This window comes from Curtobacterium sp. APC 4022 (genome assembly GCF_030407555.1).
Taxonomy (GTDB): Bacteria; Actinomycetota; Actinomycetes; order Actinomycetales; family Microbacteriaceae; genus Curtobacterium.
On record NZ_JASDDD010000051.1, the window covers coordinates 1 to 23,830 of the forward strand.

General features: G+C 70.7%; 21 protein-coding genes. 6 read left to right on the forward strand and 15 right to left on the reverse strand.

Annotated features, from left to right (window positions below; all coding sequences use genetic code 11):
• Positions 1-1,332, forward strand: a 1,332-nt coding sequence (locus tag QL987_RS13890; protein WP_290158171.1) for a PLP-dependent aminotransferase family protein, incomplete at its 5' end; no start/stop codon positions are given.
• Between the two features lie 57 nt (positions 1,333-1,389).
• Here QL987_RS13890 and QL987_RS13895 read toward each other — a convergent pair.
• Both QL987_RS13895 and rimK read right to left on the reverse strand, forming a co-directional pair.
• Entirely contained in the window at positions 1,390-1,557 is a 168-nt protein-coding gene (locus QL987_RS13895; protein ID WP_290158173.1) for a hypothetical protein, read from the reverse strand.
• A 197-nt stretch (positions 1,558-1,754) separates the two neighbouring features.
• Positions 1,755-2,945 carry a 30S ribosomal protein S6--L-glutamate ligase gene (gene rimK / locus QL987_RS13900; RefSeq protein WP_290158175.1) on the reverse strand — a complete coding sequence of 397 codons (1,191 nt, stop codon included), beginning with the start codon at positions 2,943-2,945 and terminating at the stop codon, positions 1,755-1,757.
• A 19-nt stretch (positions 2,946-2,964) separates the two neighbouring features.
• Here rimK and QL987_RS13905 point away from each other — a divergent pair, with 19 nt between their 5' ends.
• The gene (locus QL987_RS13905) at positions 2,965-3,465 is read left to right on the forward strand and encodes a RimK/LysX family protein (RefSeq protein ID WP_111075419.1); all 501 of its coding nucleotides are present in this window, start codon (positions 2,965-2,967) and stop codon (positions 3,463-3,465) included.
• An 85-nt stretch (positions 3,466-3,550) separates the two neighbouring features.
• Here the strand turns inward: QL987_RS13905 and QL987_RS13910 are convergent, their stop codons facing one another.
• From QL987_RS13910 to QL987_RS13925, 4 genes are all read right to left on the reverse strand, one after another.
• Positions 3,551-4,894 carry an extracellular solute-binding protein gene (locus QL987_RS13910; protein WP_253462412.1) on the reverse strand — a complete coding sequence of 448 codons (1,344 nt, stop codon included), beginning with the start codon at positions 4,892-4,894 and terminating at the stop codon, positions 3,551-3,553.
• Between the two features lie 49 nt (positions 4,895-4,943).
• Positions 4,944-5,777, reverse strand: coding sequence for a carbohydrate ABC transporter permease (locus QL987_RS13915; protein WP_290158194.1), 834 nt, complete (start codon positions 5,775-5,777; stop codon positions 4,944-4,946).
• 122 nt (positions 5,778-5,899) lie between these two features.
• Positions 5,900-6,832, reverse strand: a complete 933-nt coding sequence (locus QL987_RS13920) for a sugar ABC transporter permease (RefSeq protein WP_253462409.1) — start codon at positions 6,830-6,832, stop codon at positions 5,900-5,902.
• Positions 6,829-8,802, reverse strand: a complete 1,974-nt coding sequence (locus tag QL987_RS13925; protein WP_290158195.1) for a beta-galactosidase — start codon at positions 8,800-8,802, stop codon at positions 6,829-6,831. The genes QL987_RS13920 and QL987_RS13925 overlap by 4 nt, the downstream gene beginning before the upstream one ends.
• A 336-nt stretch (positions 8,803-9,138) precedes the next feature.
• Here QL987_RS13925 and QL987_RS13930 point away from each other — a divergent pair, with 336 nt between their 5' ends.
• Together QL987_RS13930 and QL987_RS13935 are read left to right on the forward strand one after the other, a co-directional pair.
• A complete protein-coding gene (locus QL987_RS13930) occupies positions 9,139-10,161 on the forward strand; it encodes a LacI family DNA-binding transcriptional regulator (RefSeq protein WP_290158178.1) in 1,023 nt (340 codons plus the stop codon).
• 550 nt (positions 10,162-10,711) lie between these two features.
• A complete protein-coding gene (locus tag QL987_RS13935) occupies positions 10,712-11,176 on the forward strand; it encodes a MarR family transcriptional regulator (protein WP_290158179.1) in 465 nt (154 codons plus the stop codon).
• Positions 11,177-11,203: 27 nt separating this feature from the next.
• On the opposite strand, the gene QL987_RS13940 is transcribed toward QL987_RS13935, so the two are convergent.
• The 9 genes from QL987_RS13940 to QL987_RS13980 all read right to left on the reverse strand — a co-directional run bounded on the left by QL987_RS13940 (position 11,204) and on the right by QL987_RS13980 (position 21,707).
• Complete coding sequence (locus QL987_RS13940; protein ID WP_290158180.1) at positions 11,204-11,752, reverse strand: DUF3592 domain-containing protein; 549 nt, start codon at positions 11,750-11,752, stop codon at positions 11,204-11,206.
• A gap of 101 nt (positions 11,753-11,853) precedes the next feature.
• Positions 11,854-12,654 (reverse strand): hypothetical protein, encoded by an 801-nt coding sequence (locus QL987_RS13945; protein WP_290158181.1) that lies wholly within the window; start codon positions 12,652-12,654, stop codon positions 11,854-11,856.
• A gap of 314 nt (positions 12,655-12,968) precedes the next feature.
• The gene (locus QL987_RS13950; protein WP_290158182.1) at positions 12,969-14,285 is read right to left on the reverse strand and encodes a family 1 glycosylhydrolase; all 1,317 of its coding nucleotides are present in this window, start codon (positions 14,283-14,285) and stop codon (positions 12,969-12,971) included.
• Entirely contained in the window at positions 14,282-15,199 is a 918-nt protein-coding gene (locus QL987_RS13955; protein WP_290158183.1) for a carbohydrate ABC transporter permease, read from the reverse strand. Before QL987_RS13955 ends, QL987_RS13950 begins: the two co-directional genes overlap by 4 nt.
• Complete coding sequence (locus QL987_RS13960) at positions 15,189-16,148, reverse strand: sugar ABC transporter permease (RefSeq protein ID WP_290158184.1); 960 nt, start codon at positions 16,146-16,148, stop codon at positions 15,189-15,191. Before QL987_RS13960 ends, QL987_RS13955 begins: the two co-directional genes overlap by 11 nt.
• Complete coding sequence (locus tag QL987_RS13965) at positions 16,145-17,407, reverse strand: ABC transporter substrate-binding protein (protein WP_290158185.1); 1,263 nt, start codon at positions 17,405-17,407, stop codon at positions 16,145-16,147. Before QL987_RS13965 ends, QL987_RS13960 begins: the two co-directional genes overlap by 4 nt.
• A gap of 152 nt (positions 17,408-17,559) precedes the next feature.
• Positions 17,560-18,615, reverse strand: coding sequence for a LacI family DNA-binding transcriptional regulator (locus tag QL987_RS13970; protein ID WP_290158186.1), 1,056 nt, complete (start codon positions 18,613-18,615; stop codon positions 17,560-17,562).
• Positions 18,616-18,833: 218 nt separating this feature from the next.
• A complete protein-coding gene (locus tag QL987_RS13975; protein WP_290158187.1) occupies positions 18,834-20,720 on the reverse strand; it encodes an arabinofuranosidase catalytic domain-containing protein in 1,887 nt (628 codons plus the stop codon).
• A gap of 105 nt (positions 20,721-20,825) precedes the next feature.
• Positions 20,826-21,707: an SMP-30/gluconolactonase/LRE family protein gene (locus QL987_RS13980; protein ID WP_290158188.1), complete on the reverse strand. Its 882-nt coding sequence runs from the start codon at positions 21,705-21,707 to the stop codon at positions 20,826-20,828.
• 81 nt (positions 21,708-21,788) lie between these two features.
• Here QL987_RS13980 and QL987_RS13985 point away from each other — a divergent pair, with 81 nt between their 5' ends.
• Both QL987_RS13985 and QL987_RS13990 read left to right on the forward strand, forming a co-directional pair.
• Positions 21,789-22,226, forward strand: coding sequence for a MarR family transcriptional regulator (locus QL987_RS13985; protein ID WP_290158190.1), 438 nt, complete (start codon positions 21,789-21,791; stop codon positions 22,224-22,226).
• Between the two features lie 182 nt (positions 22,227-22,408).
• A partial coding sequence (locus QL987_RS13990; protein ID WP_290158192.1) for an MATE family efflux transporter occupies positions 22,409-23,830 on the forward strand: 1,422 nt, incomplete at its 3' end.

Below are 23,830 nucleotides of genomic sequence, written 5' to 3' on the forward strand. Positions count from 1 at the left end.
GGCAGCGAGGCGGGGGTGGGACGCGCCTCCCGGCTCGGACCGACCCCGACGTCGGCACCGGTGCCGGTGCCCGACGGCCGGCCGGTGCTCGACTGCCGGCCGGGTATCCCCGCCGTCAGCGCGATCAGTCCTCGCGACTGGCGGGCGGCGTGGCGAGCGGCCGCCGACGCACCGCTCCGGAACGGGCTGTCGGACCCGCTGGGCCTCCCGGGGCTGCGGGAGCAGATCGTGGTGCAGCTCGGGCTGGCGCGTGGCTTCACACCCGCGGTGTCCGACGTCGTGGTCGCCGCGGGGACCTCGGAGGCGCTGTCACTGCTCGTCGAGGCACTCCGGGCCGGGCTCGGACGTCCGCCACGCATCGCGGTCGAGGACCCCGGCTACCGCTCGGGCCACCGGGCGCTGACGAGCGCGGGCGCGGAACTGGTCGCCGTGCCGGTCGGGCCGGACGGCATCGACCTGGCGGTCCTCGCCGGGACCTCGGCCGACGCGGTCGTCGTCTCGCCGACGCACCAGTACCCGCTCGGGTCCGTGATGCCGGTCGGGCAGCGCCGGGCACTCCTGGCCCGTGCCGCGTCCGTCGGGATGGTCGTCGTCGAGGACGACTACGACTCCGAGTTCCGCCACCGCGGCACACCCGTTCCCGCGCTGGCGGCACTCGACACCGACGGGGTGGTCGTGCACCTCGGCGGGTTCTCGAAGACCCTCGACCCGCGGCTGCGCTGCGCGTACCTCGTGCTGCCCCGGGAGGCCGGACCGTTGCACGCCGCGGTCGTCGCCGCGAGGACCGCCCGCGGGGCCGTCGTGGCGGAGCCCGTGCAGGTCGCGGTGGCGCACCTGCTCCGCACCGGAGCGTTCCGGCGACACCTCGGCCGGGTCCGGCGGGACTACACGCACCGGCGTGAGCAGATCGCGCGCCGGCTGTCGGACAGCGGGGTCGCCGGCCTGGAGGCTCGCGCCCTCACCGGCGGGCTGCACGCGGTCCTGACGTGGCCGGGTCCGGCGACCGACACGGGCGTTCCCGACGCTGGCGCGGCGATGCTGCAGGCCGGCGCGGCTGTTCCGGAGATCGGCGCGGCCGTTCCGACCGGTGCCGAGGTGGTGGCCCGGGTCGCGGCGGCCGGGGTCCTCGTGGCGGACCTGGCGGACTACGAGGTCGAGCGGGGACGCTCCGGGCCGGGCGTGGTCCTCGGGTACGGCGCGGTGACGCTGCCGGAGCTCGACCGGGCGCTCGACGTGGTGCTCGCGGCGATCCGCGAGCCGTCGGCCGCGACGCTCGTCGTTCCGGGGCCGGCCGATTCGGGGCCGGCCGACTCGGGGCCGGTGGTTCCCTGACGGGGTGGGTGGAGCCTCCCGGCCGTCACGGATGACGTCCGGGACGCGCGCCGCCCGTCATCGTCGCCGCGCGCGCTCCGTGGCGCCGGAGCACCAGAGGTCGTCCAGCGACGGGACGGGAATGTCCGTTGGGACCGCCCATCCGCGTCGGGCGGCCTTGCGGGCCGAGCGGTAGGTGGTGACGTGGATCGGCGCCACGTCGTGGTTCGATTCGTACGTCGTCATGGCGTGCTCCCTGTTCACGGCGCCCACCGTCCGCTGGCGTTGTCCGACCCCGGGATCACGGGGCCCGGACGGCCCGCGGACTGCGGAACGCGAGACGAACTCTCTTCTTGGGCGGGACGCTACGTGACGTCGGAGGCGCACGGGTGCACTGCACCGGAAGACAGCGCCATGCGGACGAACATGTGAGAGGAGCGCGATCAGCTGTCGGGCAGGGAGTCCTTCGGCAGCTTCCGCAGCTTCGTCCGACGACGCCGGCGGTCCGGGATCATCGACCGCATCTCCTCGAGTTTGCCGAAGCAGAGCAGTCGGTCGCCGGGCTCGAGCACGACCCCGCTGCGGGGGTTCGGGATGACCGACGTCCCACGGTGCAGGGTCAGCACGGTGATGTCGCGGTCCCAGAGCCCGGAGTCCTTGATCGTCTTGCCGACCAGGTCCGCGTTGGTGTGCACGAGCAGCTCCGCGACGCCGTACCCGGTCGAGACGCTGAGGCGCTGGCGGACGTCGATCTCCGGGAACGCCACCTGGTTCGCGATGAAGTCGATGATCGCGCCGGCGACGTCGAGCCCGGTCGCGCGTTCGATGCCCTCGAGGCCCGGGGAGGAGTTGACCTCCATGACGAGCGGTCCGTCGTTGCCCTCGAGCATGTCGACGCCCGCGACCCGGAGGCCCATGATCTGCGCCGAGCGGACCGCCGCCTCTTCGTACTCCGGCGTCAGCATGACCTGTTCGACCGTGCCGCCGCGGTGCACGTTCGACCGGAACTCGTCGCCCGAGGCCGATCGTCGCATCGCCGCGACCACCCGGTCCCCCACCACCAGTGCGCGGATGTCCTTGCCGCGGCTCTCCGAGATGAAGCTCTGGATGAGCACGTTCTGCTTGGTGGAGTGCAGGGTCTCGACGATGGACTCGGCGACCTTCGCCTCCGGAGCCAGGATCACGCCGATGCCCTGTGTGCCCTCGAGCAGCTTGATGACCACGGGGGCGCCGCCGACCCGTTCGATCGCACCGCGGACGTCAGCACGGCTGCTGACGAACGTGGTCGCTGGCATGCCGATGTCGTGTCGGGACAGGATCTGGTTGGCGCGGAGCTTGTCGCGCGAGTTCGTGATGCCGTTCGCCGTGTTCGGCGTGTAGACGTCCATCTGCTCGAACTGCCGCACCACCGCGGTGCCGTAGTAGGTGATCGAGTTGCCGATGCGCGGCAGGACGGCGTCGTAGTCGGAGAGCAGCTTGCCGCGGTACTGCAGGTCCGGCTGCTCGCCGGTGAGGTCGATCGCGAAGCGGAGGGTGTTCAGCACCTTGACGGTGTGACCGCGCTCGGCTGCAGCGGTCCGGAGACGCTGCGTCGAGTACGCGTGGGGAGCGCGCGACAGGATGGCGAGTTTCATCACTGCCAAGATAGGGGCCATGGCCGAGCCCGCGAAGCGCCCCGACAGCGGGAAGTCCGCGTCCCGTGTGCCGATCGTCGCGGGCTGGCGCGAGTGGGCGGCGCTGCCGGACATCGGCATCCCGTGGATCAAGGTCAAGCTCGACACCGGCGCCCGCAGTTCCGCCCTGCACGCCTTCGACGTCGAGGAGCTGCCCGGCGGCCGCGTGCGGTTCTCGGTGCACCCCTGGCAGGACTCCGACGTCGACCCGCAGACGGTCGAGTGCGACGTCCACGACCGCCGGGTGATCCGCAGTTCGAGCGGTCACACGCAGGAGCGGATCGTCGTGCTCATGTCGATCGAGCTCGCCGGCCGGACGGTCATGGCCGAGGTCACGCTGAGCAACCGCGACCAGATGGGCTTCCGGATGCTCGTCGGCCGCGAGGCGCTGCGGCAGGGCTTCGTCGTGGACCCGGCGCGGTCGTTCATGGCGGGACGGGCGCCGAAGGCCGTACGGCGACGCAACCGCGGCCGGAGCTGACGCGCGACGGACCACACGAGGACGGGCCCCGGAGCACCTGCGTGAGCAGATCCTCCAGGGCCCGTCCCCGTTCGTGCCGGGTGCGTTACTTCTTGACCGGGATCGACTGCGCCTCGAGCGCCGCGATCGTCTTGGTCTGACCGGACTTCAGTGCGTCGAGCAGGGTCCCGTTGCCGGAGGCCGCGCTGCCGAAGCCGTCCGAGACGTCCGCGTAGGTCTGCGTCATCGTCGGGCCCCAGGTGAAGGGCTGGATGTCCTTCGCTGCGTCGGCGAACTGCTCGTAGATCTTCTGGTTGCCGTAGAACTCCAGGCCCTTGGTGAGCGCGGGCAGCTCAGCGCCGGTGCTCGATGCCGGGTAGAGGTTCGCGACCTCGTTGAGCTGCGAGAGCGCCTCGGTCGAGGTGTTCAGCCAGGTGAGGAACTGCGCGGCCTCGGCGGGGTGCTTGCTGCCGGAGAAGACGACGTTCGAGGAGCCACCCCAGGCAGCCGAGGCGCTGTCGCCCGACTTCCACTGCGGCATCGGGGCGACGGCCCACTTGCCGGAGGTCGACGGTGCACCGGACGAGATGGTGTTGGCACCCCAGACCGCGGAGACCCAGGTCCAGTCCTGGCCGCTGTCGTAGGCGTTGTTCCACTGGTCGGTGAAGCTCGGCAGCGTGTTGACGAGCTTCTTGTCGATGAGGTCCTGCCAGTAGTCGGCGACCTTCTTCGACGCGGTGTCGGTCAGGTTGACGTTCCAGTCCTGGCCGGAGTTCTTGAACCACTGGCCGCCGGCCTGCGAGACGAGCCCGGCGAACTGGTTGACGTCACCCTTGGCGAAGTTGGTGATGTTGCCGCCCATCGCCTTGATCTTGACGGCGTCCTCGGCGTACTCGGCCCAGGTCTTCGGGGCGTCGAGCCCGGCCTTCTCGAACAGGTCCTTGCGGTAGTACAGCGCCATCGGACCCGAGTCCTGCGGGATCGCGTACACCGAGTTGTCCTCGCCGAACGTGACCTGGTTCCAGAGGCCGGCGGAGAAGTCCTTCTTCACGTCGCTGACGCCCTTGCACGCGGCGATGTTCTCGAGGCCGCCCTGCACGCGGAACGCCGGCAGCGAGTCGTACTCGACCTGGCCGATGTCCGGCGCCTGCTTGGCCTTCAACTGGTTGAAGAAGTTCTGGTAGGTACCGCTGTTGCCGTTGGCGACGATGGAGACCTTGACCTGGATGTCCGGGTGCTCCTTGTTCCAGACCGCGACGACCTTGTCCATGTTCGGGACCCAGGTGGTGAAGTCGAGCGTGACCTTGCCGCCGGACGGCTTGCAGCTCGACGCGGCGGAGTCGGACGACCCGCCACCGGAGCTGCTGCCACCGCCGGAGCTGCAGCCGGCGAGGGCCACGGTCGCGGCGAGCGCGACGGCGGCGGCACTGAGGAACTTCGTTGTCTTCATGCTGTTTCCGTTCGGGTGGAGATGAGGTGCGGGAGGGGAAGAGAGCGGGTCACTTGAGGCCGCCGGAGCCGAGCCCCGAGCGCCAGAACCGCTGCAGGCTGAGGAACGCGACGAGCAGCGGGATGATCGACACGAACGACCCGATGAGCACCATGGTCCGGAGGTCCGGGTACTGGTTCACGCTCGAGTTCCACGTGTAGAGGCCGAGGGTGACGGGGAACAGCGACGAGTCGCGGAGCATCACGAGCGGCAGGAAGAAGTTGTTCCAGATGGCGACGAACTGGAAGAGGAAGATCGTCACGAGGGCCGGGGACATCAGGCGGACGGCGACGGTGAAGAACGTCCGGACCTCGCCGGAGCCGTCGATGCGGGCCGCTTCGATGATCTCGTCCGGGACGCTCGACGCCGCGAACAACCGCGACAGGTAGACGCCGAACGGGCTGACGATGCTCGGCAGGAACACCGACCAGAACGTGTCGGTCAGGTCGACCTGGCTGAAGATGAGGAACAGCGGCAGGGCGAGCGCGGTCGCCGGCACGAGGACACCACCGAGGAACACGTTGAACAGTGCTTCACGGCCACGGAACCGGTACTTGGCGAGCGCGTAGCCGCACATCGCCGACAGCACGGTGCCGATGAGCCCGGCGACGCCGGCGTAGGCGATGCTGTTCAGCATCCACCGCAGGTAGATGCCGTCCTGACGGGTGAACAGCTCCCCGAGGTTGGTGATGGTGTCCTGGATCGCGGTGGCACTGAACCAGAGCGGCGCGGTCGAGTTGAAGTTCGCGACGGTCTTCGTCGACGACACCAGCAGCCAGAAGATCGGCAGCAGGAAGTAGAGGGTGAAGACGCCCATGACGAGCATCGCGGCGCTGCGCGAGATGACGCTCTCGCGGGGACCGCGCGTGCCGTCCGGTCGTCCGCTGGTCGGACGGGAGGCCCGGCGCGCGTCCGCCGCGCTCGTTGCGTCGCGCTTCGCGTCGCGTCGGGAGGGTGCGTTGACGCTCACGAGGCGTCCTTCCGCTGGGTCAGTCGGAGGAACCCGATCGACAGGATGAAGGTGGCGACGGCGAGGACCACCGAGAACGCCGCCGCGAGGTTGAAGTTCGGCACAGACGAGGTCGAGTACACGAGCATGTTCGGCGTGAAGGTCGACGAGATCGTCGAGGTGAACTGCCGGAACACGGTCGGTTCGGTGAGCAGCTGCAGGGTGCCGATCACGGAGAACACCGCGGTCAGGATGATCGCCGGGACCACCATCGGGATCTTGATCGAGACGGCGATCCGGAACTGCGAGGCGCCGTCGAGCTTCGCGGCCTCGTAGATCTCGGTCGGGATCGCGAGCAGCGACGAGTAGATGATGAGCATGTTGTAGCCGACGTAGACCCAGGTGACGACGTTGGCGACGGCCCAGAGGACGGTGCCGCTGCCGAGCAGGTCGACCTTCGAGGTGACGGCGGAGAACGGCGACAGGTCGGGGGCGTACAGGTAGCCCCACATGATCGCGGCGATGACACCGGGGACGGCGTAGGGCGCGAAGAACGCCAGGCGGAAGAACCGCTTGCCGCGGAGCAGGGGCGAGTCGAGCAGCAGGGCGAACACGAGCGCCAGGCCGAGCATCACCGGGACCTGCACGACGCCGAACAGCAGCACGCGGAGGACCGAACCCCAGAACACGTCGTTCTGGAACACGAGGACGTACTGGGTGAGGCCGCCGAACACCTGCGTGGGGGCGCCGAACGTGCCCTGGCGTTCGATCTTCTGCAGCGACTGCCACACGGCGTAGAGGATCGGGACGAGGTAGAACGCGGTGAAGAGCACCGCGAACGGCACGACGAAGACCGCGATGGCGCGGCGGTAGCGGGAGCCGCCGCCGGCCGGACGCTTGGCCGGGTGCGGCCGGGTGGCCGTCCGGCGTCGCTGGGTGGTGGTGGTCATGAGCGCTTCCTGTCCGTGCGGATGATCTGGGTACCGCCGGGCTCGATCGCGGTGACGCCCGCGACGGCCTGGTCGGTGACGAGCTCGTGGCCCGCCTCGTGGTGCTGCACGGTCCGATCCGAGTGGTTGAGCAGGAAGACCCACTCGTGCTCGTCGTCGCGGCGGCGGACGACCTCGAGGCCGGGCGCGGTCGCCGGGTCGCCGTGCACGCCGGCGTCGTCGAGGACCTTCTGCACGAGGGAGCGCAGCGACGCGTCGTCGACGACGGTGGAGAGGTACCAGGCGGACCCGGCACCGTGGTCGTTCCGGGTGACCGCGGGCCGGCCGACGAGCGGGCCGCTGGCGTACTGGACCACGCTCTCGGCGTCGACCAGTTCGACCGGCTCGGACCAGGTGGTCGCGGTTCCGCCGTCGGAGAGTTCGACGACGTCGCCCTCGGCGAGCGGCTGGAACTCGTCCACCCGGATGCCGAGCATCTCGCGGAAGGCGCCCGGGTAGCCGCCGGTGCGGACCCGGTCCAGCTCGTCGACGATCCCGCTGAAGAAGGTGACGAGCGCGTGGCCGCCCTGTTCGACGTGGTCGGCGATGACGGCGGCGTGCTCGTCGCGCACCAGGTACAGCTCGGGGACGATGACGACCGGGTGGCCGTCGAGCGGAGCGCCGGGCGCGACGACGTCGACGGTGACGCCGAGGTCCCACAGCGCGGTGTAGAGCGCGTGGACCTGTTCCAGGTAGCGGACCGCGGTGGTGGGGTGGGCCTCCAGGTCGGCCGCCCACTGGTTCTCCCAGCTGAACACGAGCGCGACGTCGGCGGTGACCCGCGAGCCGCGGAGTTCGCCGAGGCGGTCGACGAGCGCGCCGAGCGCGACCACGTCGCGCCAGCCCTGCGAGTCGGTGCCGGCGTGCGGCAGCAGGGCGGAGTGGAACTTCTCGGAGCCCTGCACGGAGGCGCGCCACTGGAAGAAGCAGACGCCGTCGGCTCCGCGGGCGATGTGTGCCGCGGTGTTGCGGAGCATCTCCCCCGGCGCCTTGGCGAGGTTGCGCGGCTGCCAGTTCACGGCGCCGGTCGAGTGCTCCATGAGCAGCCAGGGGGCGCCGCCGGCCAGGCCTCGGGTGGTGTCGGCGGCGAAGGAGAGCTCGACGTTCGGCCGGGGCAGGCGGTTGTCGAGGTAGTGGTCGTTGGCGATGACGTCCATGTCGCCGGTCCAGGACCAGTAGTCCATCGCGGTGATGTGGGCCGCGACCATGAAGTTCGTCGTGACGGGCTTGGTGCTGTGCTTGCGGATGACGGCGGTCTCGGCGCGGTGGTGCTCGAGGAGCGTGTCCGAGGAGAACCGGTCGAAGTCGATCTGCTGTGCGGGGTTGCCGGTCGACAGGGTCAGGCGGGGCGGCAGGACCTCGTCGAACGATCCGTAGCGCTGGCTCCAGAAGGCGGTGCCCCACGCGGTGTTGAGCGCCTCGATGCTGCCGTGGCGGGCCCGGAGCCAGGTGCGGAACGCGTCGGCGGAGACGTCACACCAGCAGCGGGCGTTGTGGCAGCCGAGCTCGTTCGAGACGTGCCACAGGCGGACGGCCGGGTGGTCGCCGTACCGGGCGGCGGTGGCTTCGACCAGGGCGAGGGCGTACCGGCGGTAGACCGGGGACGCCGGGCAGAACGCCTGGCGGCCGCCGGGGAAGCGCGTGGTGCCGTCGACCGCGACGGGCAGGACCTCGGGGTGCAGGGTGGTGAGCCACGCGGGGGTGGAGGCGGTCCCGGTGCCCAGGTCGACCGCGATGCCGGCGCCGTGCAGCAGGTCGATGACGGTGTCGAGCGCGGTGAAGTCGTACTCCCCCGGGCGCGGTTCGACCTGCGACCAGCCGAAGACGTTGATCGCGACGATCGTGACGCCGGCTTCGCGCATCAGGCGGACGTCCTCGACCCAGGTGGCGTGGTCCCACTGCTCGGGGTTGTAGTCGCAGCCGAACGCCAGGCCGGTCGAGCCGAGACCGAGGGCGCTGTCGGCCGGGTCGACGGCGGCAGCCGGTGCGTCGCCGACCGGTGCGGGCAGGGTGGTGGTCACGGGGGTCCTCGTCGATCGGGGCCCGTCGGCGCCTCGGTCGGTTCGACCCCTTCGGCGGTGAAGGACCCAGCATGTGTGGGAGCGGTCCCAGACTGCTGCGGACGGGTTGCGCCGCGGTGATCTGGGAGCGATCCCAGGACGGTGTCGAAATCGCTGTCGAAATCCGTTCTGGGAGCGATCCCAGATACAACACGACTCGGGCCGCCGTGTCAACACCGCGGCCCGACGCGCCACTACAGTGGCGGCATGTCCGAGGTCAGAACAGCGCGTCGACGCGCCACGATCCAGGACATCGCCGACGCGGCCGGGCTCTCCCGCGGCACGGTCTCACGGGTCCTCAACGACGAGCAGTACGTCTCCGACGCCGCCCGCGAAGCCGTGCAGGACGCCATCCGGCGCGTCGGGTACGTCCGCAGTGCCGCCGCCCGCAGCCTGGTCACCCGCCGTTCCGGCGCGATCGCGCTCATCGTGCACGAGCCGTCGGTCGTGGTCCTCGACGACCCGAACATCGGCAACATCCTCATCGGCACCAACAGCGTCCTGTCCGAGGCGGAGCAGCAGCTCGTCACGATCATGGTCGACTCGGCGCGGGACAGCCACCGCGTCGTCGAGTACCTGCGCGGCGGGTTCGTCGACGGCGCCATCGTGCTCTCCGCCCGCGACGACGACCCCATCACGAAGGCGATCGTCGAGATCGGGCTGCCGGCATGCTTCGTCGGACACCCGCCCGACGCGGCGGCGTTCTCGTGGATCGGCATCGACAACCGCGACGCCGCCGAACGGATCACACGCCGGCTCGTCGACACCGGGCGGAAGCGCATCGCGATGCTCGCCTCCGGGCTCGACCGCGACTCCGGGCAGGACCGATTGGCCGGGTTCGCGTCGGCACTCGGCGACCGGTACGACCCGGACCTCGTCGCCCGGAACCCCCTGTTCAGCTACACCGCCGGCGCTGAGGGCATGCGCGAACTGCTCGACCGGGCGCCCGACATCGACGGGGTGTTCGCCGCGTCGGACGCCGTCGCCGCCGGGGCGATGGACCTGCTGCAGCGTCGGGGCAAGCGCGTGCCGGAGGACATCGGCATCGTCGGGTTCGACGACAGCGCCTGGGCCCTGCGCTGCGATCCCGAGCTCTCGACCGTCCGCCAGCCCGCACGGACGCTCGGCGAGCAGGCGGCACGGCAGGTGCTCGAGCAGATCGCAGAGCCGTCGACCGAGCCGCGCGGGGTCGTCCTGCCGACCGAGGTGGTCTGGCGCGGCTCGGCCTGAGGGGCGTGTGGCTGCGGGGCGGCGGTGTCGTGCGCGAGACGGCTGTGTCTGTTCGAGACGCCTGCGTCTGTCTGAGACGCCTGCGTCTGTCTGAGACGCCGACGTCTGTCCGAGACGCCGGCGTCTGTTCGAGACGCCTCCGAACGGCTGAGACGCCCCAGAGTTCGGCGGCGTCTCAGTGCCCGAGCGGCGTCTCGATGCGTGCGGGGCGCCTCACCCTGACGGTGGTGTCGTGCGCGAGACGCCGGCGTCCGTCTGAGACGCCTCCGAACGGCCGAGACGCCGCAGAGTTCGGCGGCGCCTCGGCCGGACGGGGGCGTCTCAGTGCTCGGGCGGCGCCTCGGCCGGACGGGGGCGCCTCAGTGCCCGCGCGGCGCCTCGGCCGAACGGCGGCGCCTCGCGACCCGCGCGGCGTCTGGACACGCGCGTCGCCCGGTCACTCCCCCGCGCACCGGGTACCGCGACTCGATCGGCGCCCCGAGCGTGGCGCGCACCTGCCGAATGACGGCGGCTGCTCGGGCTGTCCTGATCACCAGGGCAGGATGGACGCATGTCTGATGCAGCTCCCGAGGGGATCGACGAACTGCTCGCAGCCTCGCGTGGACTCCTCGGAGTCGTGGCCCGGTCCCTGGCCCCGGCGCTCGAGGACGTCACCGTCCCGCAGTTCCGCTTGATCGTCCTCGTCACCGCCCTCGGCCCGACCCGCTCCGGCGACCTGGCCGAACGGCTCGCCGTCGGGCCGTCGACCCTCACCCGCAACGTCGACCGGCTGGTCGCGGACGGCTGGGTCGAACGCCTGCCGAGCAGCGAGAGCCGGCGCGAGGTCCTGGTCGGCCCGACCGATCAGGGGCGCGCACTCGTCGCCGACGTCATGGACCGTCGACGCAACGAGATCGTCGGACTGCTCGCGAGCCTCCCGGACGAGGACCGGGCCAGCGTCTTCGCCGGTGCCGCGGTCCTCCGTCGTGCCATGCACGAGCCGCTGCTCGAGGAGATCTCGGCGTTCGGCGGCTGAGCGGGGTCCGCACGGACCCGACCCTGCTCAGCCGGGTCCGGCCTTCTCCCGCGCCGCACGCGCACGCGCCGCCTGCCGGGCCGCCTTCGCCCCACGCCGCTGCAGCCTCGGGTCGTGCCGCCGACGGTGCACGACGGCCGGGATGCCGATGCCGAGGAAGACCACGCTGCCGATCGCGATCCCCACGAACAGGTGCAGCCGGCCGTCGACGTGCTCGCGCGCAGCGTCCGATGCCAGCACGACCGAGTCGCGGTCGCCCGGGTCGACGAGCACCGCGAACCGCTGCCCGCGGTGGAAGGCGTCCTCGTCCCTCGAGGAATACCGCCCGAGCTCGGTGCTGCTGGTCTGGCCGTCGACGGTCTGCTGGGTCGTCGGGATCCACTCGTCCCAGGTGCTGTGCCGACGGTGGTGGTGTTCCTTCCGGACGCTCACCACCTCGGCGGTGGTGCGCACCCCGACGCGGTGCAGTTCGACGTTCTGGTCGTGGGCCCGGACCGCGGGGCCGAGGCCGAACAGCGTGACGAGGAGGCACGCTGCGCCGAGGTACACCGACAGGTTCGGGACGAACTGCCACACCCCGGCTCCGAAGCGACGCCAGGTGAACGGTGCTTCCGGCCGACCAGGACGTCGACGACGAGCGGGCCGCCGACCGGGCTCGCCGGGGCGAGGAGGTCGGGTCACGCCCCGGCCCCCGGACGCGTGTCGATGCCCGGGTCCACGTCGGACGACGCGAAGGCATCGGACGACGAGCGAACGTCGGGCGACGAGAGCGACGCAACCGACACCGCGTGCCGCCGCAGGCCCCGTCGGCGCACGACGAGCAGCAGGACGACGACGGCCAGGACCACCGGCAGCACCGGGACCGGCGGGAACGCGGACGAATCCCCCGCGGCGAGTCTGGTCAGCAGGAAGTACGGCCCGGTCGACAGCGCTGACGAGACGAGGGCGACCACGACCCAGCCCCACACGACCAGGCGCGTCAGCCGACGGTCGCGGGCCGCGAAGTCGTTCGAGGCGTAGTGCGGCGCCGGCCGTCGGAGCGCCCGGCCCGCGAGGGTCAGCACGAAGGCCAGGACGATGCCGAACATCAGCACCGCCCAGACGATGCCGCCGGGCCCGAAGCTCAGTCCGAGCCCGAGACTCAGGCCTGCCCCGATCGACAGCGGGATGCACACGAGGGCGACTGCGAGGTGCACGAGCCGCCGGGCCGGGCCCTGGACCAGCAGACCGAGTCCGGCGAGGACGGTCGCGACGGGGACACCGCCGAAGACCAGTGCCAGCACCGCCTGGCCGACGGGTTCCGGCAGTCGCAGGAGTTGTCCGAACGGCAGGCTCAGGAGCGCTGCATCCGCCACGACGACGGCGACCAGGACGATCGTCGCGAACATCCAGGACCCCGCACCGGGTTCGGCGGACGGGTCGGCTACCCGCGCCCCGCTGTGCTCCTCGTCCGACCACGGCGCTGTTGCACCCGTCATGTGTTCCCCCTGTCCCCTCCGGCCATCCTGCCCACCGCGGCCGGTGCTGTCCGGGAGGCCCGCCGCGGCCGGGCGCGCTCGGTCCGGACACGAACCGGTAGCGCCCGTCACACCGGAACGGACGGCACCGGCCGGCGCCACCGCCGGCCTCATGGTCGCCTGCACCGGGCTGACCGGCGCGGTCGCCGCCGCACCCGCGATGGGTCCGGTCGCGACGGGACCGATCGCGACCGCTGCGGCGGACTGACCGGGCCGACCACACGGCGGGCGGGAGGCACGCACCGGTCGGGTGACGGGCCTCCCGTCCGCCGTCGCTAGGGACGGGCGACGCTCGTCGCCGTCGCCGTCGCCACCGCGCGGAACGCCGCTGCGGCCGCGGTCTCGACGCGGTCGAGCGTGCCGTCCGCTCGCTCCTCGAGTCGGACGAGTCCCATCCGCCGGAGGAACGGCTCCTTCGCTCCCCCGACCCGCTGGCGGGCTGCGAGGACCTCGGGGGCGACCGTGAACTCCTCGACGTTCTCCCCGCCGGAGGCGTAGGACCAGTCGACGAAGTCGAACACCGGCCACCAGGTCCAGCCGCGGACGTCGACGCCGGCGTCGGCGAGCGCTGTGACGGCGGCGGACGAGTCCTGCACCCACCGGGAGCGGAGGTCGTCGTCGCCCTCGATCGACGTCTCGGTGACGAGCATCGGCAGCCCGTACCGCTCGGCGAAGCCCGTCAGCGACTCGACGAGTCCGGCCGTCCACCGGTCGTGGGCGTGCTGCACGGTGCCGTCCGGGCCGGGTGTGAGTCGACGCGGTGAGAGGTCCGGGTAGTAGTTCACGCCGAGCAGGTCGAGTGTGACGGCGCCGTCGACCAGGGCGGCGAGCCCGGCCTCGGTCGCACCGTGCTCGAGCAGCCAGCGGTAGGAGCGGTGGTCGAGGTCGACACGGCCGAGCACCAGATCGGTCGGGACGGTGCCGAGTTCGGTGAGGAGTGCTGCCTCGGCTCCGAGGCCGGGGTCGTCGGTGCTGAACATCGACGTCGCCTCGACGTGCACGATCGTGGCGTCGGGATTGGCGGACCGGACGGCGGCGACGCTCTGCTGCATGCCCCGGGCGATGCCGAGGACGACCGCGGTCCAGCCGTCCCACCCGGTCAGGGCCGGTGGCCACACCCCGCGGAGGCCGGCGAAGGACGCCGTGGTGATCGGCTCGTTGAGCGGTGTGACGTGGTCGACGACACCCCGGTACCGGGCGGCGAAGGCCCCGGCGAAGGAGGCGATCGCGTCGGGGTATGCGGGGTCGGCGAACGAGTCGTCGAGCCAGGTCGGCGTGCCGTAGTGGACCAGGTCCGCGATCACTGTGAGCCCGAGCCCGGCCGCGTACGCCAGGCGTTCGTCGAGGACGGCCCAGTCGAACACCCCGGGTGCCAAGTGCACACGCGGCCAGTCGACCCCGTACCGGAGTGCGGTCGCGCCGAGGGAGCGGACGAGGTCCAGGTCCGAGCGCCAGGCGGTGTCGTGGCCGGTGAGCTCGTGCTCGTCGAGCGGTGCCATCGCGAAGCGCTCGGGTGGGTGCACGCAGGTGTCCTCGATGCCGGCGATCCAGGTGAACGTACCGGCACGGAACACACCGCCCGCGGCCGTCACTTCAACCCCGTGGTGGCGACGCCGGCGACGAAGTACTTCTGCGCGAAGAAGAACCCGAGGGCGATGGGCACGAGCGAGATCACCGCGCCGGCGAGCAGCACTGCGTGGTCGGTCACGTGTGCTCCCCCGAACAGCGTCAACCCGGCGGGCAGCGTCAGCATGTCGTTCGACGTGGTGACGACGAGCGGCCAGAGCAGGTCGTTCCAGAGCGCCATCCCGTTCAGGACGGCGACCGTGGCGATGGCGGGCTTCGCCAGCGGCAGGATGACCTGCCAGTAGATCCGCCAGTGTCCGGCGCCGTCGATGCGGGCGGCTTCGTCGAGCTCGACGGGGATGTCGATGAAGAACTGTCGGAAGAGGAAGATGCCGAACGCGCTGGTCGCCCGCGGGATGATGAGCCCCTGGTAGGTGTTCAGCCACCCCAGGTGGAACAGCTCCACGAACACCGGGATGAGCGTCACCTGGAACGGCACCATCAGGGTCGCGATGACGAGCACGAACGCCACGTTCCGGCCGACGAACCGCATCCGGGCGAGCGCGTAGGCGCACATCGAGTCGAACAGCAGCGTCAGCACCGTGGTGACGATGGTGAACAGGAACGAGTTCGCCAGCAGGCGCAGGAACGGCAGCTGCTGCCAGACCCCGACGTAGCCGTGCAGGGTGATGCTGGTCGGGAACAGGCTGGCCGGGTGGCCGAACAGGTCGGCTTCGGACCGGAACGACCCGCTGACCATCCAGATGAACGGCACGAGGGCGAACACCAGTCCGACGCCGAGGTACACCCACTTCAGGACGGACCCGGTGCGAGCGGTGCCGGTCCGGCGGCCGTGTCGCCGGTCGCGGGTGGGCTCCGGACGGGAGGCCCGTGCCGGCTCCGTCAGGGACGGTCGCCGCGTGCGCGCCTCAGTCGACATCGTCGTACCGGAAGAGCCGGAGCTGCAGGAGGGAGATGAGCATGATGATGACGAAGAGGACCCAGGAGATCGCCGACGCGTAGCCGGTCTGGTAGTTGACGAACCCGTCGCGGTAGAGCAGGTTCACGAGTGTGTCGGTGTGGAAGACCGGGCCGCCGCCGGTCATCACGTAGACGAGGTCGAACACCTGGAACGACTGGATCGTCAGGATCATCGAGGTGAAGAGCATGGTGGGGCGGATGCTCGGCAGGGTGATCCCCCAGATGGTCTGCCAGGTGTTCGCGCCGTCCAGGCGTGCGGCCTCGTACCGTTCGGCGGGCACGCCCTTGAGCCCGGCGACGAACAGGATCATCGCGAAGCCGATGCTCTTCCACACCGAGACGAAGACGATCGTCGGCAGGGCCAGGGACGTCGACTGCAGCCAGGCGACGCTCGGCAGCCCGAGGGCCGCGGTGATCCCGCCGACCAGGCCGATGTCGGGATCGAGCAGGAACTTCCAGACCAAGCCGATCGTCACCAGGGACACGATCGTCGGGAAGAAGAACACCGAGCGGACGATCCGGTTCGCCAGGGTGTCCCGCTGAAGCAGCAGTGCGGCGATGAAGCCGAAGACCACGAGGACCACGACCGAGACGACGGTGAACTCGAGCGTGATCCGCAGTGCGTTCCAGAACTGTCCGTCGTGGAAGAGCGTGACGTAGTTGCCGAAGCCGACGAACGGCTGGGTCGCGGCGCCCACGGTCCAGTCGAAGAACGAGTAGTACAGCGACCGCAGGATCGGGAAGACCACGAAGGCGCCCAGGATGAGCAGCGACGGGGCCATGAAGAGCCAGGCCGGCTGAAACCGGCGGGTGCGGACCCGGGTGGGGCGCGCCTCCCGTCCGTCCGGGGCGGCGGCCCCGCCACGCGGGCTGCGTGGCGGGGCCGAGCCGGTGAGCTGGTCGGTCACTTGCTGCAGCCCGTGAGGCCGTTGATCGCCTGGCCGGCGCTCTTCGTGGCGTCGGCCACGGACTTGCCACGGGTGATCTCGCCGATGAGCGGGACGTACGCGTCGGAGTCGACCTTCGTGGCGTTCGGCACGTGCGGCAGGTACAGGCGTGCGTCCGGCACCTGGCTGGCGAAGACCGAGACCGTCGGGTCGGCGGTCAGCTTCGCGTCGTCGGAGAGGTCGGTGCGGAGCGGCGGGAACCCGGTCTGCAGCGAGAACTTCTGCTGCGCGGTCTTGGACGTCCAGTAGGCCAGGAACTCCTGCGCCTGCTTCGGGTACTTCGTCTTGGCGGAGATCGACAGCGGGGCGATCGAGCCGAGCGTGCTCGACTTGCCGTCGACGCCGACCGGGACCTTCACGATGCCGAGGTCGATGCCTGCCGACTTGTAGCCCGAGGCTGCCCAGGGGCCGTTGATCTCCATCGCGGCCTTGCCGGCGGAGAAGAGCGAGTCCGCTTCGGCGCCGGTGAGGCCGACGGGGCTGACCTTGTCCTTCGCGACCAGATCGGCCCAGGTCGACAGGCTCTTCTGCCCGGCGGACGTCTGGACGACGCTGCAGCCCTTGCCGCTGACGATGTCGCCGCCCTCGAGCCACTGCAGGACCGGCCACATCTGGATGGTCTGGTTGTCGGCGAGCGCGATGCCGTACTTGCCGCCGGTGGTGAGCTTCTCGGCGTCCGCCGCCATCTCCTGCACCGTCTTCGGCGGGTCGGTGATGCCGGCATCGGCGAAGAGCTTCTTGTTGTAGTAGAGGCTCAGCGTGGCGAAGTTGGCCGGGACGCCGTAGAGCTTGCCGTCGTAGGTGAACTCCTCGACCGTCCCGGGGGCGAACGACCCGGTGTTGATCTTGCCGCTGCCCTCCCCCGTGTCGGTGATCGGCAGGACGGAGCGGGTCTTCACGTACTGGGCGACGGCGTTCGGGTCCGACGAGACCGCGGCGACGTCCGGACCCTGGCCGGTGAGCCAGGCCGACGGCAGCTTCTGCTGGATCGTGTCCCACGGCTGCACGGTCATCTCGACCGTGATGTCGGGGTGCGACTTCTCGAAGTCCTTGACGATGGTCGCGTAGCCCGGTCGGTCACCGCCGGTGAACCCGGTCCAGACCTTGAGGGTGGCGGGGCCGTCCTGGGCGGCGTTGCCGCTGGCGGAACAACCGGTGAGGACCAGTGCCAGTGCTGCGGCACCGGAGACGACCGCGAGGGTCGTGCGTGCGTGCTTCATCGGGGAACGCTCCTTTGCGTTGCGGGTGCTGTGGGTCGTGCCGTGTTGCGGTGGTGCGGTGGTGCAGGGCCGTGCGGGTGGGTCGTGCTGCGGGTGTTCGGTGTTCGGTGTTCGGTGTTCGGTGTCGTTCTGGTCAGTGGGGCTCGGTGGGGTCAGTGGGGGTCGGTGTGGTCGGGGTCGCAGCCGCACGAGCCGCGGAGGACCACCTCGACGCCGAGCTCGGTGTGTGCGTGGCCGCCGGGGCGCCGGTCGACGAGGTCGAAGAGCCGCTCGGTGGCGATCCGCCCCATCTCCTCGGCCGGGACCCGGATCGTGGTGATGCCCGGGGTGGTGACGCGGGCGAACCCGAAGTCGTCGAACCCGACCACCGCGACCTCGCCCGGCACGTCGACGCCGGCCCGTCGGAGCACGGCGAGGCCACCGACGGCCATGTCGTCGTTGGCGAAGACGATGCCGTCGAACGGGAACCGCTCGTCGCCGGTCCGCTGCCGGAGCACCTGCTCGACGGCGGCCGCTCCCGACTGTTCGGCCAGGTCGCCCTCGATCACGGCGACGTCGGTCAGGCTGTGCTTCTCGGCGGCGCGGAGGAAGCCGTCGCGCCGGTCGATGCCGGTCTGGTGGTCGAGCGTCCCCGACACGTGCAGCAGACGGCGCCGGCCGTGCTCGGTCACCAGGTGCTCGACGAGCTGCTCGGTCGCCGAGACGTCGTCGATCCCGACGCTCACCGCGTCGGCGAGGTGCGGGTAGTTGCCGATGAGGACGACCGGCAGGCCGCTCGCGACGAGTGCCTCGACGTGGTGGTCGTCGATCGCGGCGCTGGTGACGATCGCGCCGTCGGCGGTCCGGGAACGCATGACCCGCTCGTAGGCGACGCCGCCGTTCGAGGTGTCCGCGTTGGTCGAGACGATGACCTGGGCGTCGTGGGCGTTCGCGGCCGTGGACATGCCGGTCAGGACGTGCATGAAGTACAGGTGGCCGAAGACGTGCGCCGACGAGTTCGGGACGACCAGGGCGACGGCGTCCGCCCGCTGGCTGCGGAGAGCTCGGCCGGCCGAACTCGGGACGTAGCCCAGGTCCTCGGCGGCCTGCTTGACGGCGGCGCGGGTCTTCTCGCTGATCCGCTCGTGACCGGAGAGCGCCATGCTCGCGGCGGCGGAGGTGACGCCGACCTTCGCGGCGACGTCCTTCAGGGTGACGGACTTCGGCATGGTGTCGCCTCCTCGTCGGGAGCGTGGCCGGAGCCGACGCTTTATCGATTAACTCTGCGGTCATCCTGCACCTGCTTAATCGATGAAGCAAGCCCTTTCGACGTTTTCTGCGGTGTCGTTCGCGCCCACCCGGCGGACCGGTGGGCGTGACGGACGGGAGGCTCGGTGCCGGTCCGGCACCGAGCCTCCCGTCCGCGGTCCCCCGCGACTCGTGCCGGTCAGTTCAGCCGGAACACCTGCGGAGCCGCGCCGTTGCAGTCGTAGAGCTGCAGGGCGGTGCCGTTCGCGGTGTTGCCCGACGGGACGTCGAGGCACCGACCGGACTGCGGGTTGAGCACCGAGCCGTTCGCCTGCGGGACCCACTGCTGCCCGCCGACGCCGTTGCACGTGTACAGCTCGAGGTGCGTGCCGTTCGTGGTGGCGTTGCCGTCCAGGTCCAGGCACCGACCGAGCGTGCGGATGGTGTGGTCACCCGCGTTGTACGCCCACTGCTGGTCGGTGGTCTGCTCGTCGGTCAGCAGGGTCTGGCAGTCGAACACCTGCACCTGCTGGCCGTTCTGCTGCAGGTCGTTGCCGGCGACGTCGACGCACTTGCCGCCGATGGTGCCGATCGTCACCGCCGCCACGAACTTCTGCGCCGCGTTGCCGTTGCAGTCGAAGAGCTGCAGGGCCGTGGCGTTCGCGGTGTTGCCCGACGGGACGTCCAGGCAGCGACCGGACTGCGGGTTCTTGATCGACCCGTCCGGCTGCACGATCCACTGCTGACCGCCGACCCCGTTGCAGTCGTAGAGCTCGACGTGGGTGCCGTTCGCCGTGCCGTTGCCGTTCGCGTCCAGGCAGCGCCCGAGCGTGCTCAGCGTGTGCGTGCCGTAGACGCTGCCCAGCCAGTGCTGGTCCGCGGCGAGCGCCTGGCAGTCGTACAGCTGCACGACGGCCCCGTTGCCGCCGACGTCGTCGCCGGCGACGTCGACGCACTTGCCGCCGGGCGCGGTGATCGCTGCGCCCGGTCCCCCGCCGGTGGAGACACCCTGGTAGTTCTGCGCCACGATGTTCGCCTGCACGGCGGAGTCGGCCGCATCGGTCGAGTACCCGGTCGTCATGACGCCCTCGAAGAAGGACTGCGTGCCGCGGTTCGAGTTGTCACCGCCGGCGCCGAGGACGATCGAGCCCTCGAGCTTCATCGGCGTGTAGCCCTGGCCGTCCCCGTCCTTGTCCGTGGGCAGGGCACCCTCGTACCACTTCGACAGGGCGCCGGACTGCGCGTTCCCGCCCTTGAGCGCGAAGGCCGCGACGCCGTCGTTCTTCAGCAGCGCGGTGACGAACTTCGAGCTGTTGCCCGTGTTCGCGGTGTTGATCGCGGTCTTCCCCTCGTAGACGCCGTTCTCCAGGTCCGCCTGCACCCAGGGGCCGCGGCCGGCACTGCCCTTGCCGTTGAGCATCGACAGGTTCAGGGCGTCCATGTGGCCCTTGCCGGTGTCCTTCGACTGGGTCTCGACGTTGCCGAAGTCGGAGCAACAGCCGTGGTTGACGTTCGTGCCACTCGCGACCTCGTACATCGACTCGGGACTGGCTCCCCGAGCCGTTCCCTTGGCGACGGTGCTCGAGATCCGGTAGGCGACCTGCTGTGGCATGAAGACGCCGTACGCCTTGTGCCCGGCGACGGTGATCGGCAGCGCTGCTGCGTCGGCCGCGTGGTTGGCGGGGCCGGCGTCCCCGGCCCCGGCGACGGTGAGGTCGTTGTGGTTCGGCGACTGGTCGTAGATCTTCGGGATCGTGCAGGTGGTGCCGGAGCAGAACGTGTCCTGGGCCGCGGCGTTGGCGTACCCGCCGGCGGCGAGCAGGCCGACGTTGGTCGTTGCCCCGTCGGAGGCGCGCTGCACCTGGTAGAGCGGGCCGTTGTAGGACGCGTAGAGCGCTCGTGTCGAGCTGTAGGCGGCGACGCAGGACGTGCCTGCGCCGGAGTAGGTGTCGCATGGACCGTTGGTGGCGGCGGCAGCGCTGCCGGCACCGACCGTGGCGGAGACGAGGCTCCCGGTGATGAGGGCGAGTGCCCCGAGGACGGCGGTGACCGTGCGCCGCCTCCTGGAGATGGGCCTGGTGTGCATGGTGGTGGTTCCTTCCGAGCGTCGTTGTTCGGTGGATGGCCGATCGCTGTTTAAACGATTAACCAGAGCCATCGTACGCCGGAGGACGCGGGGGGTCGAGTGCGACTAGTGGCCGGACACCGGAACACGCACCGCGCTGATGCGCCCGGCGTGCGTCCGAGCGGTCGTCGCCGGGTCGTAGCTGTCAGCCGTCGCCAGGTACAGCGTCCGACCGTCCGGACCACCGAGGGCGCAGTCGATCGCACACCGACCGGGAGCGTCGATGCGGTCCGTGACCTCGCCGCCCTCGACGACACGGAGGAACTCCCCCGTGTCGACCGAGCACACCCAGATCGCGCCCTCGGCGTCGACCGTGCTGCCGTCCGGGGTGACGCCCTCGGGCAGCGCGGCCCACTCGCGGCGCCCGGCCAGGGAGCCGTCGGGCTCGATGTCGAACGCGGTGAGCTTCCCGCCCCAGGTCTCGCTGACCACCAGGGTGCGGGTGCCGGGCAGGACGTTGGCGCTGTTCGGGAAGACCAGCCCCTCGGCTGCCAGGCGGAACGAACCGTCCGGCTCGATGACGTAGAGCGGGCCGGGGCGCAGCTCCTCGCCGGCGTAGAGGTCGTAGCCGAACGCACCGATGTAGGTCCGGCCGGTCTCCGGGTCGACCACCAGGTCGTTGACGAGCGACGACTCGACCGAGGACAGGTCCGCGAACACGCTCGTGGTGCCGTCGGCCTCGACGGCCACGACCGTGCGCGACTCCATCGAGCTGACGATCAGGCGGCCGTCGGGCAGCCAACCGAGGCCGGACGACTGCCCGGGGACCGTGGCCTCGAGCCGCGGGACGGCGTCCGTGCCGCCGTCCGGGTCGATGGAGAACACCTGGCCGGTGTGCATGTCCGAGTACCAGAGCCGGCCCTCGTGCCAGCGGTTGCCCTCGGGGAAGCGGATGCCGGTGACGACGTCGGTCGCAGAGTCCAGGGTGATGTGCACGAGGCCAAGCATGCCAGCCACGCTCTGCCCGATCGCAGCATCCGTCCGGGTTCGATGTTGACAGTTAGAACTCGAACACTTAGAGTCCTCATCATGCAGGCACCGCACTTCGACACGCCCCTCCAGCTCATGCGCTGGATCGGCTGGGCGCAGCGCAAGGCCGCCGAGGAGTGGGTGCGGGAGCGCGAGCTCTCGCACGAACAGAGCTTCGTCCTCGGCTACCTGCAGCAGAACCCCGGTGCCATCCAACGCGACATCGCCGAGGTGAGCAGGACCAGTGCGGCCAGCGTGTCGAGCCTCCTGCAGGGGCTCGAGAAACGGGGCCTCATCGAACGACGAGCGGACGCCGACAACGCCCGGACGAAGCTCGTGTACGCCACCCCCGCCGGCATCGACCTGATCGCCGGGTTCGAGGACGCGATGCTCGCCCTCGACGACCGCCTGCTCGCCCCGCTCAGTCCGGACGAGCGCGCCACGCTCCGCGGTCTCCTGCTCAAGGTGACCGCAGAGCTGCCGGAACCCACCCGGTAACCGTACCCGCGCCTCCCGGCCGTCCGCCCGAAGCGCGAGTCTGCCGGGCGCGAGCCTGCCCACGCGACGGCACCGCCGACGCGCTCCCCGTGATGCCGTGACGGCGCTGCCGTCGCGCCGTCCGCCATGCCGTGCCGGCGTCCCGTCGGCGCGCGATCCGTGCTGCCCGGAAGGGAACCACCATGACGACCACGACCACCACACCCACCACCGCGGCGGAGAAGAACCGCTGGTACCTCTCCGCCGCCCCGATCCTCCGTGCCCTCGTGCACCTGTGCGTGCCGATGGCCGCCGCGATGGTCGTCAGTGCCCTGTACAACGTCATCAACGCGGGCTTCATCGGCGCGCAGCACGACACCTCCCTGCTCGCCGCGATCACGTTCGGCACCCCGCTGCTCGGCCTGGTGATGGCCGTCGGCGGCGTGTTCGGCGTCGGCGGCAGTTCGCTGATGTCGCGGCTGCTCGGCGCCTCCGAGCACGACCCGACGAAGGCCGGCGAGATCAAGCACGTCGCGTCCTTCGCCGTGTGGGGGTCGGTCGTGACGGGCATCGTGCTCGGTGGACTCGGACTGGTGTTCCTCGGGCCGCTCGTCAGCCTGCTCGGGGCCGATGCCGCCGCGGTCCCCGCCACCAGCGCCTACGTCAGCGTGATGCTCGTCTTCGTCCCGGTCCTGGCCGCGGCCTTCTGCCTGGAGCAGATGGTCCGCGCCGAGGGAGCCGCCCGACAGGCGATGGTCGGGCTGATCCTGTCGACCGTCGGGAACCTGGTGTTCGACGTCCTGTTCATCCTGGTGCTGCACTGGGGCGTCGCCGGAGCCGCGCTCGCGGTCGGGCTGGCGAACCTCGTCAGCATCGTCTACTGGGTGCGCTGGCTCGGGACGCACAGCGAGAACGTCAGCCTGTCACTCCGCTGGTTCACGCTCCGCCGCTCGGTCCTCGGGCCGGTGTTCGGCATCGGCGTCAGCGAGCTGCTGCAGGCCGGGTTCCTCATCGTCACGACCCTGGTGCTCAACAACCTGGCCGCGCAGTACGGCGACGACCCGCTGGCCGCGATGGGGGTCGCCGTCCGCATCGCCCAGGTGCCGGAGTTCCTGGTGATGGGCGTCACGATCGGGGTCCTGCCGCTGCTGGCCTACGCGTACGGCAAGGGCGACCGAGAGCGACTGCGCTCCGCACTGCGGGCATCGGCGCTGACGGTCGGGGCGATCGTGGTGCTGTTCTCCGGCACCGTGTTCGTCTTCCGACAGCAGGTGTTCACCGTCTTCTCCTCGGACCACTCGGTGCTGGCGATCGGGCTGACGATCCTGGTCGCCCAGCTGGTCGCCACGGTGGTGAACGGGTTCACCGGGCTGTTCACCTCGCTGTTCCAAGCCGCGGGGCTGGCCACCCCGGCGATCGCGATGTCCCTGGCGCAGGGAGTGCTGTTCATCCCGATCGTCCTGCTCGGGAACCTCTGGTTCGGGCTCGCGGGCATCATCTGGGCGCTCACCGTCACCGAGGTGCTCGTGTTCGTCGCCGGGGTCGTCATCTGGCTCGCCGCCCGCGGGCGCATCGGCCGCGGGATGGACGCCGGCAGCGCGGAGCGGGCGGAGGCGGTGCTCGCC

What these genes read in the sequence shown, in the direction of transcription:
- QL987_RS13895 (WP_290158173.1), bottom strand. Translation starts at nt 1,557, where the DNA reads ATGACGACGTACGAATCGAACCACGACGTGGCGCCGATCCACGTCACC.
- rimK (WP_290158175.1), bottom strand. Translation starts at nt 2,945, where the DNA reads ATGAAACTCGCCATCCTGTCGCGCGCTCCCCACGCGTACTCGACGCAG.
- QL987_RS13905 (WP_111075419.1), top strand. Translation starts at nt 2,965, where the DNA reads ATGGCCGAGCCCGCGAAGCGCCCCGACAGCGGGAAGTCCGCGTCCCGT.
- QL987_RS13910 (WP_253462412.1), bottom strand. Translation starts at nt 4,894, where the DNA reads ATGAAGACAACGAAGTTCCTCAGTGCCGCCGCCGTCGCGCTCGCCGCG.
- QL987_RS13920 (WP_253462409.1), bottom strand. Translation starts at nt 6,832, where the DNA reads ATGACCACCACCACCCAGCGACGCCGGACGGCCACCCGGCCGCACCCG.
- QL987_RS13930 (WP_290158178.1), top strand. Translation starts at nt 9,139, where the DNA reads ATGTCCGAGGTCAGAACAGCGCGTCGACGCGCCACGATCCAGGACATC.
- QL987_RS13935 (WP_290158179.1), top strand. Translation starts at nt 10,712, where the DNA reads ATGTCTGATGCAGCTCCCGAGGGGATCGACGAACTGCTCGCAGCCTCG.
- QL987_RS13945 (WP_290158181.1), bottom strand. Translation starts at nt 12,654, where the DNA reads ATGACGGGTGCAACAGCGCCGTGGTCGGACGAGGAGCACAGCGGGGCG.
- QL987_RS13955 (WP_290158183.1), bottom strand. Translation starts at nt 15,199, where the DNA reads ATGTCGACTGAGGCGCGCACGCGGCGACCGTCCCTGACGGAGCCGGCA.
- QL987_RS13965 (WP_290158185.1), bottom strand. Translation starts at nt 17,407, where the DNA reads ATGAAGCACGCACGCACGACCCTCGCGGTCGTCTCCGGTGCCGCAGCA.
- QL987_RS13970 (WP_290158186.1), bottom strand. Translation starts at nt 18,615, where the DNA reads ATGCCGAAGTCCGTCACCCTGAAGGACGTCGCCGCGAAGGTCGGCGTC.
- QL987_RS13975 (WP_290158187.1), bottom strand. Translation starts at nt 20,720, where the DNA reads ATGCACACCAGGCCCATCTCCAGGAGGCGGCGCACGGTCACCGCCGTC.
- QL987_RS13980 (WP_290158188.1), bottom strand. Translation starts at nt 21,707, where the DNA reads ATGCTTGGCCTCGTGCACATCACCCTGGACTCTGCGACCGACGTCGTC.
- QL987_RS13985 (WP_290158190.1), top strand. Translation starts at nt 21,789, where the DNA reads ATGCAGGCACCGCACTTCGACACGCCCCTCCAGCTCATGCGCTGGATC.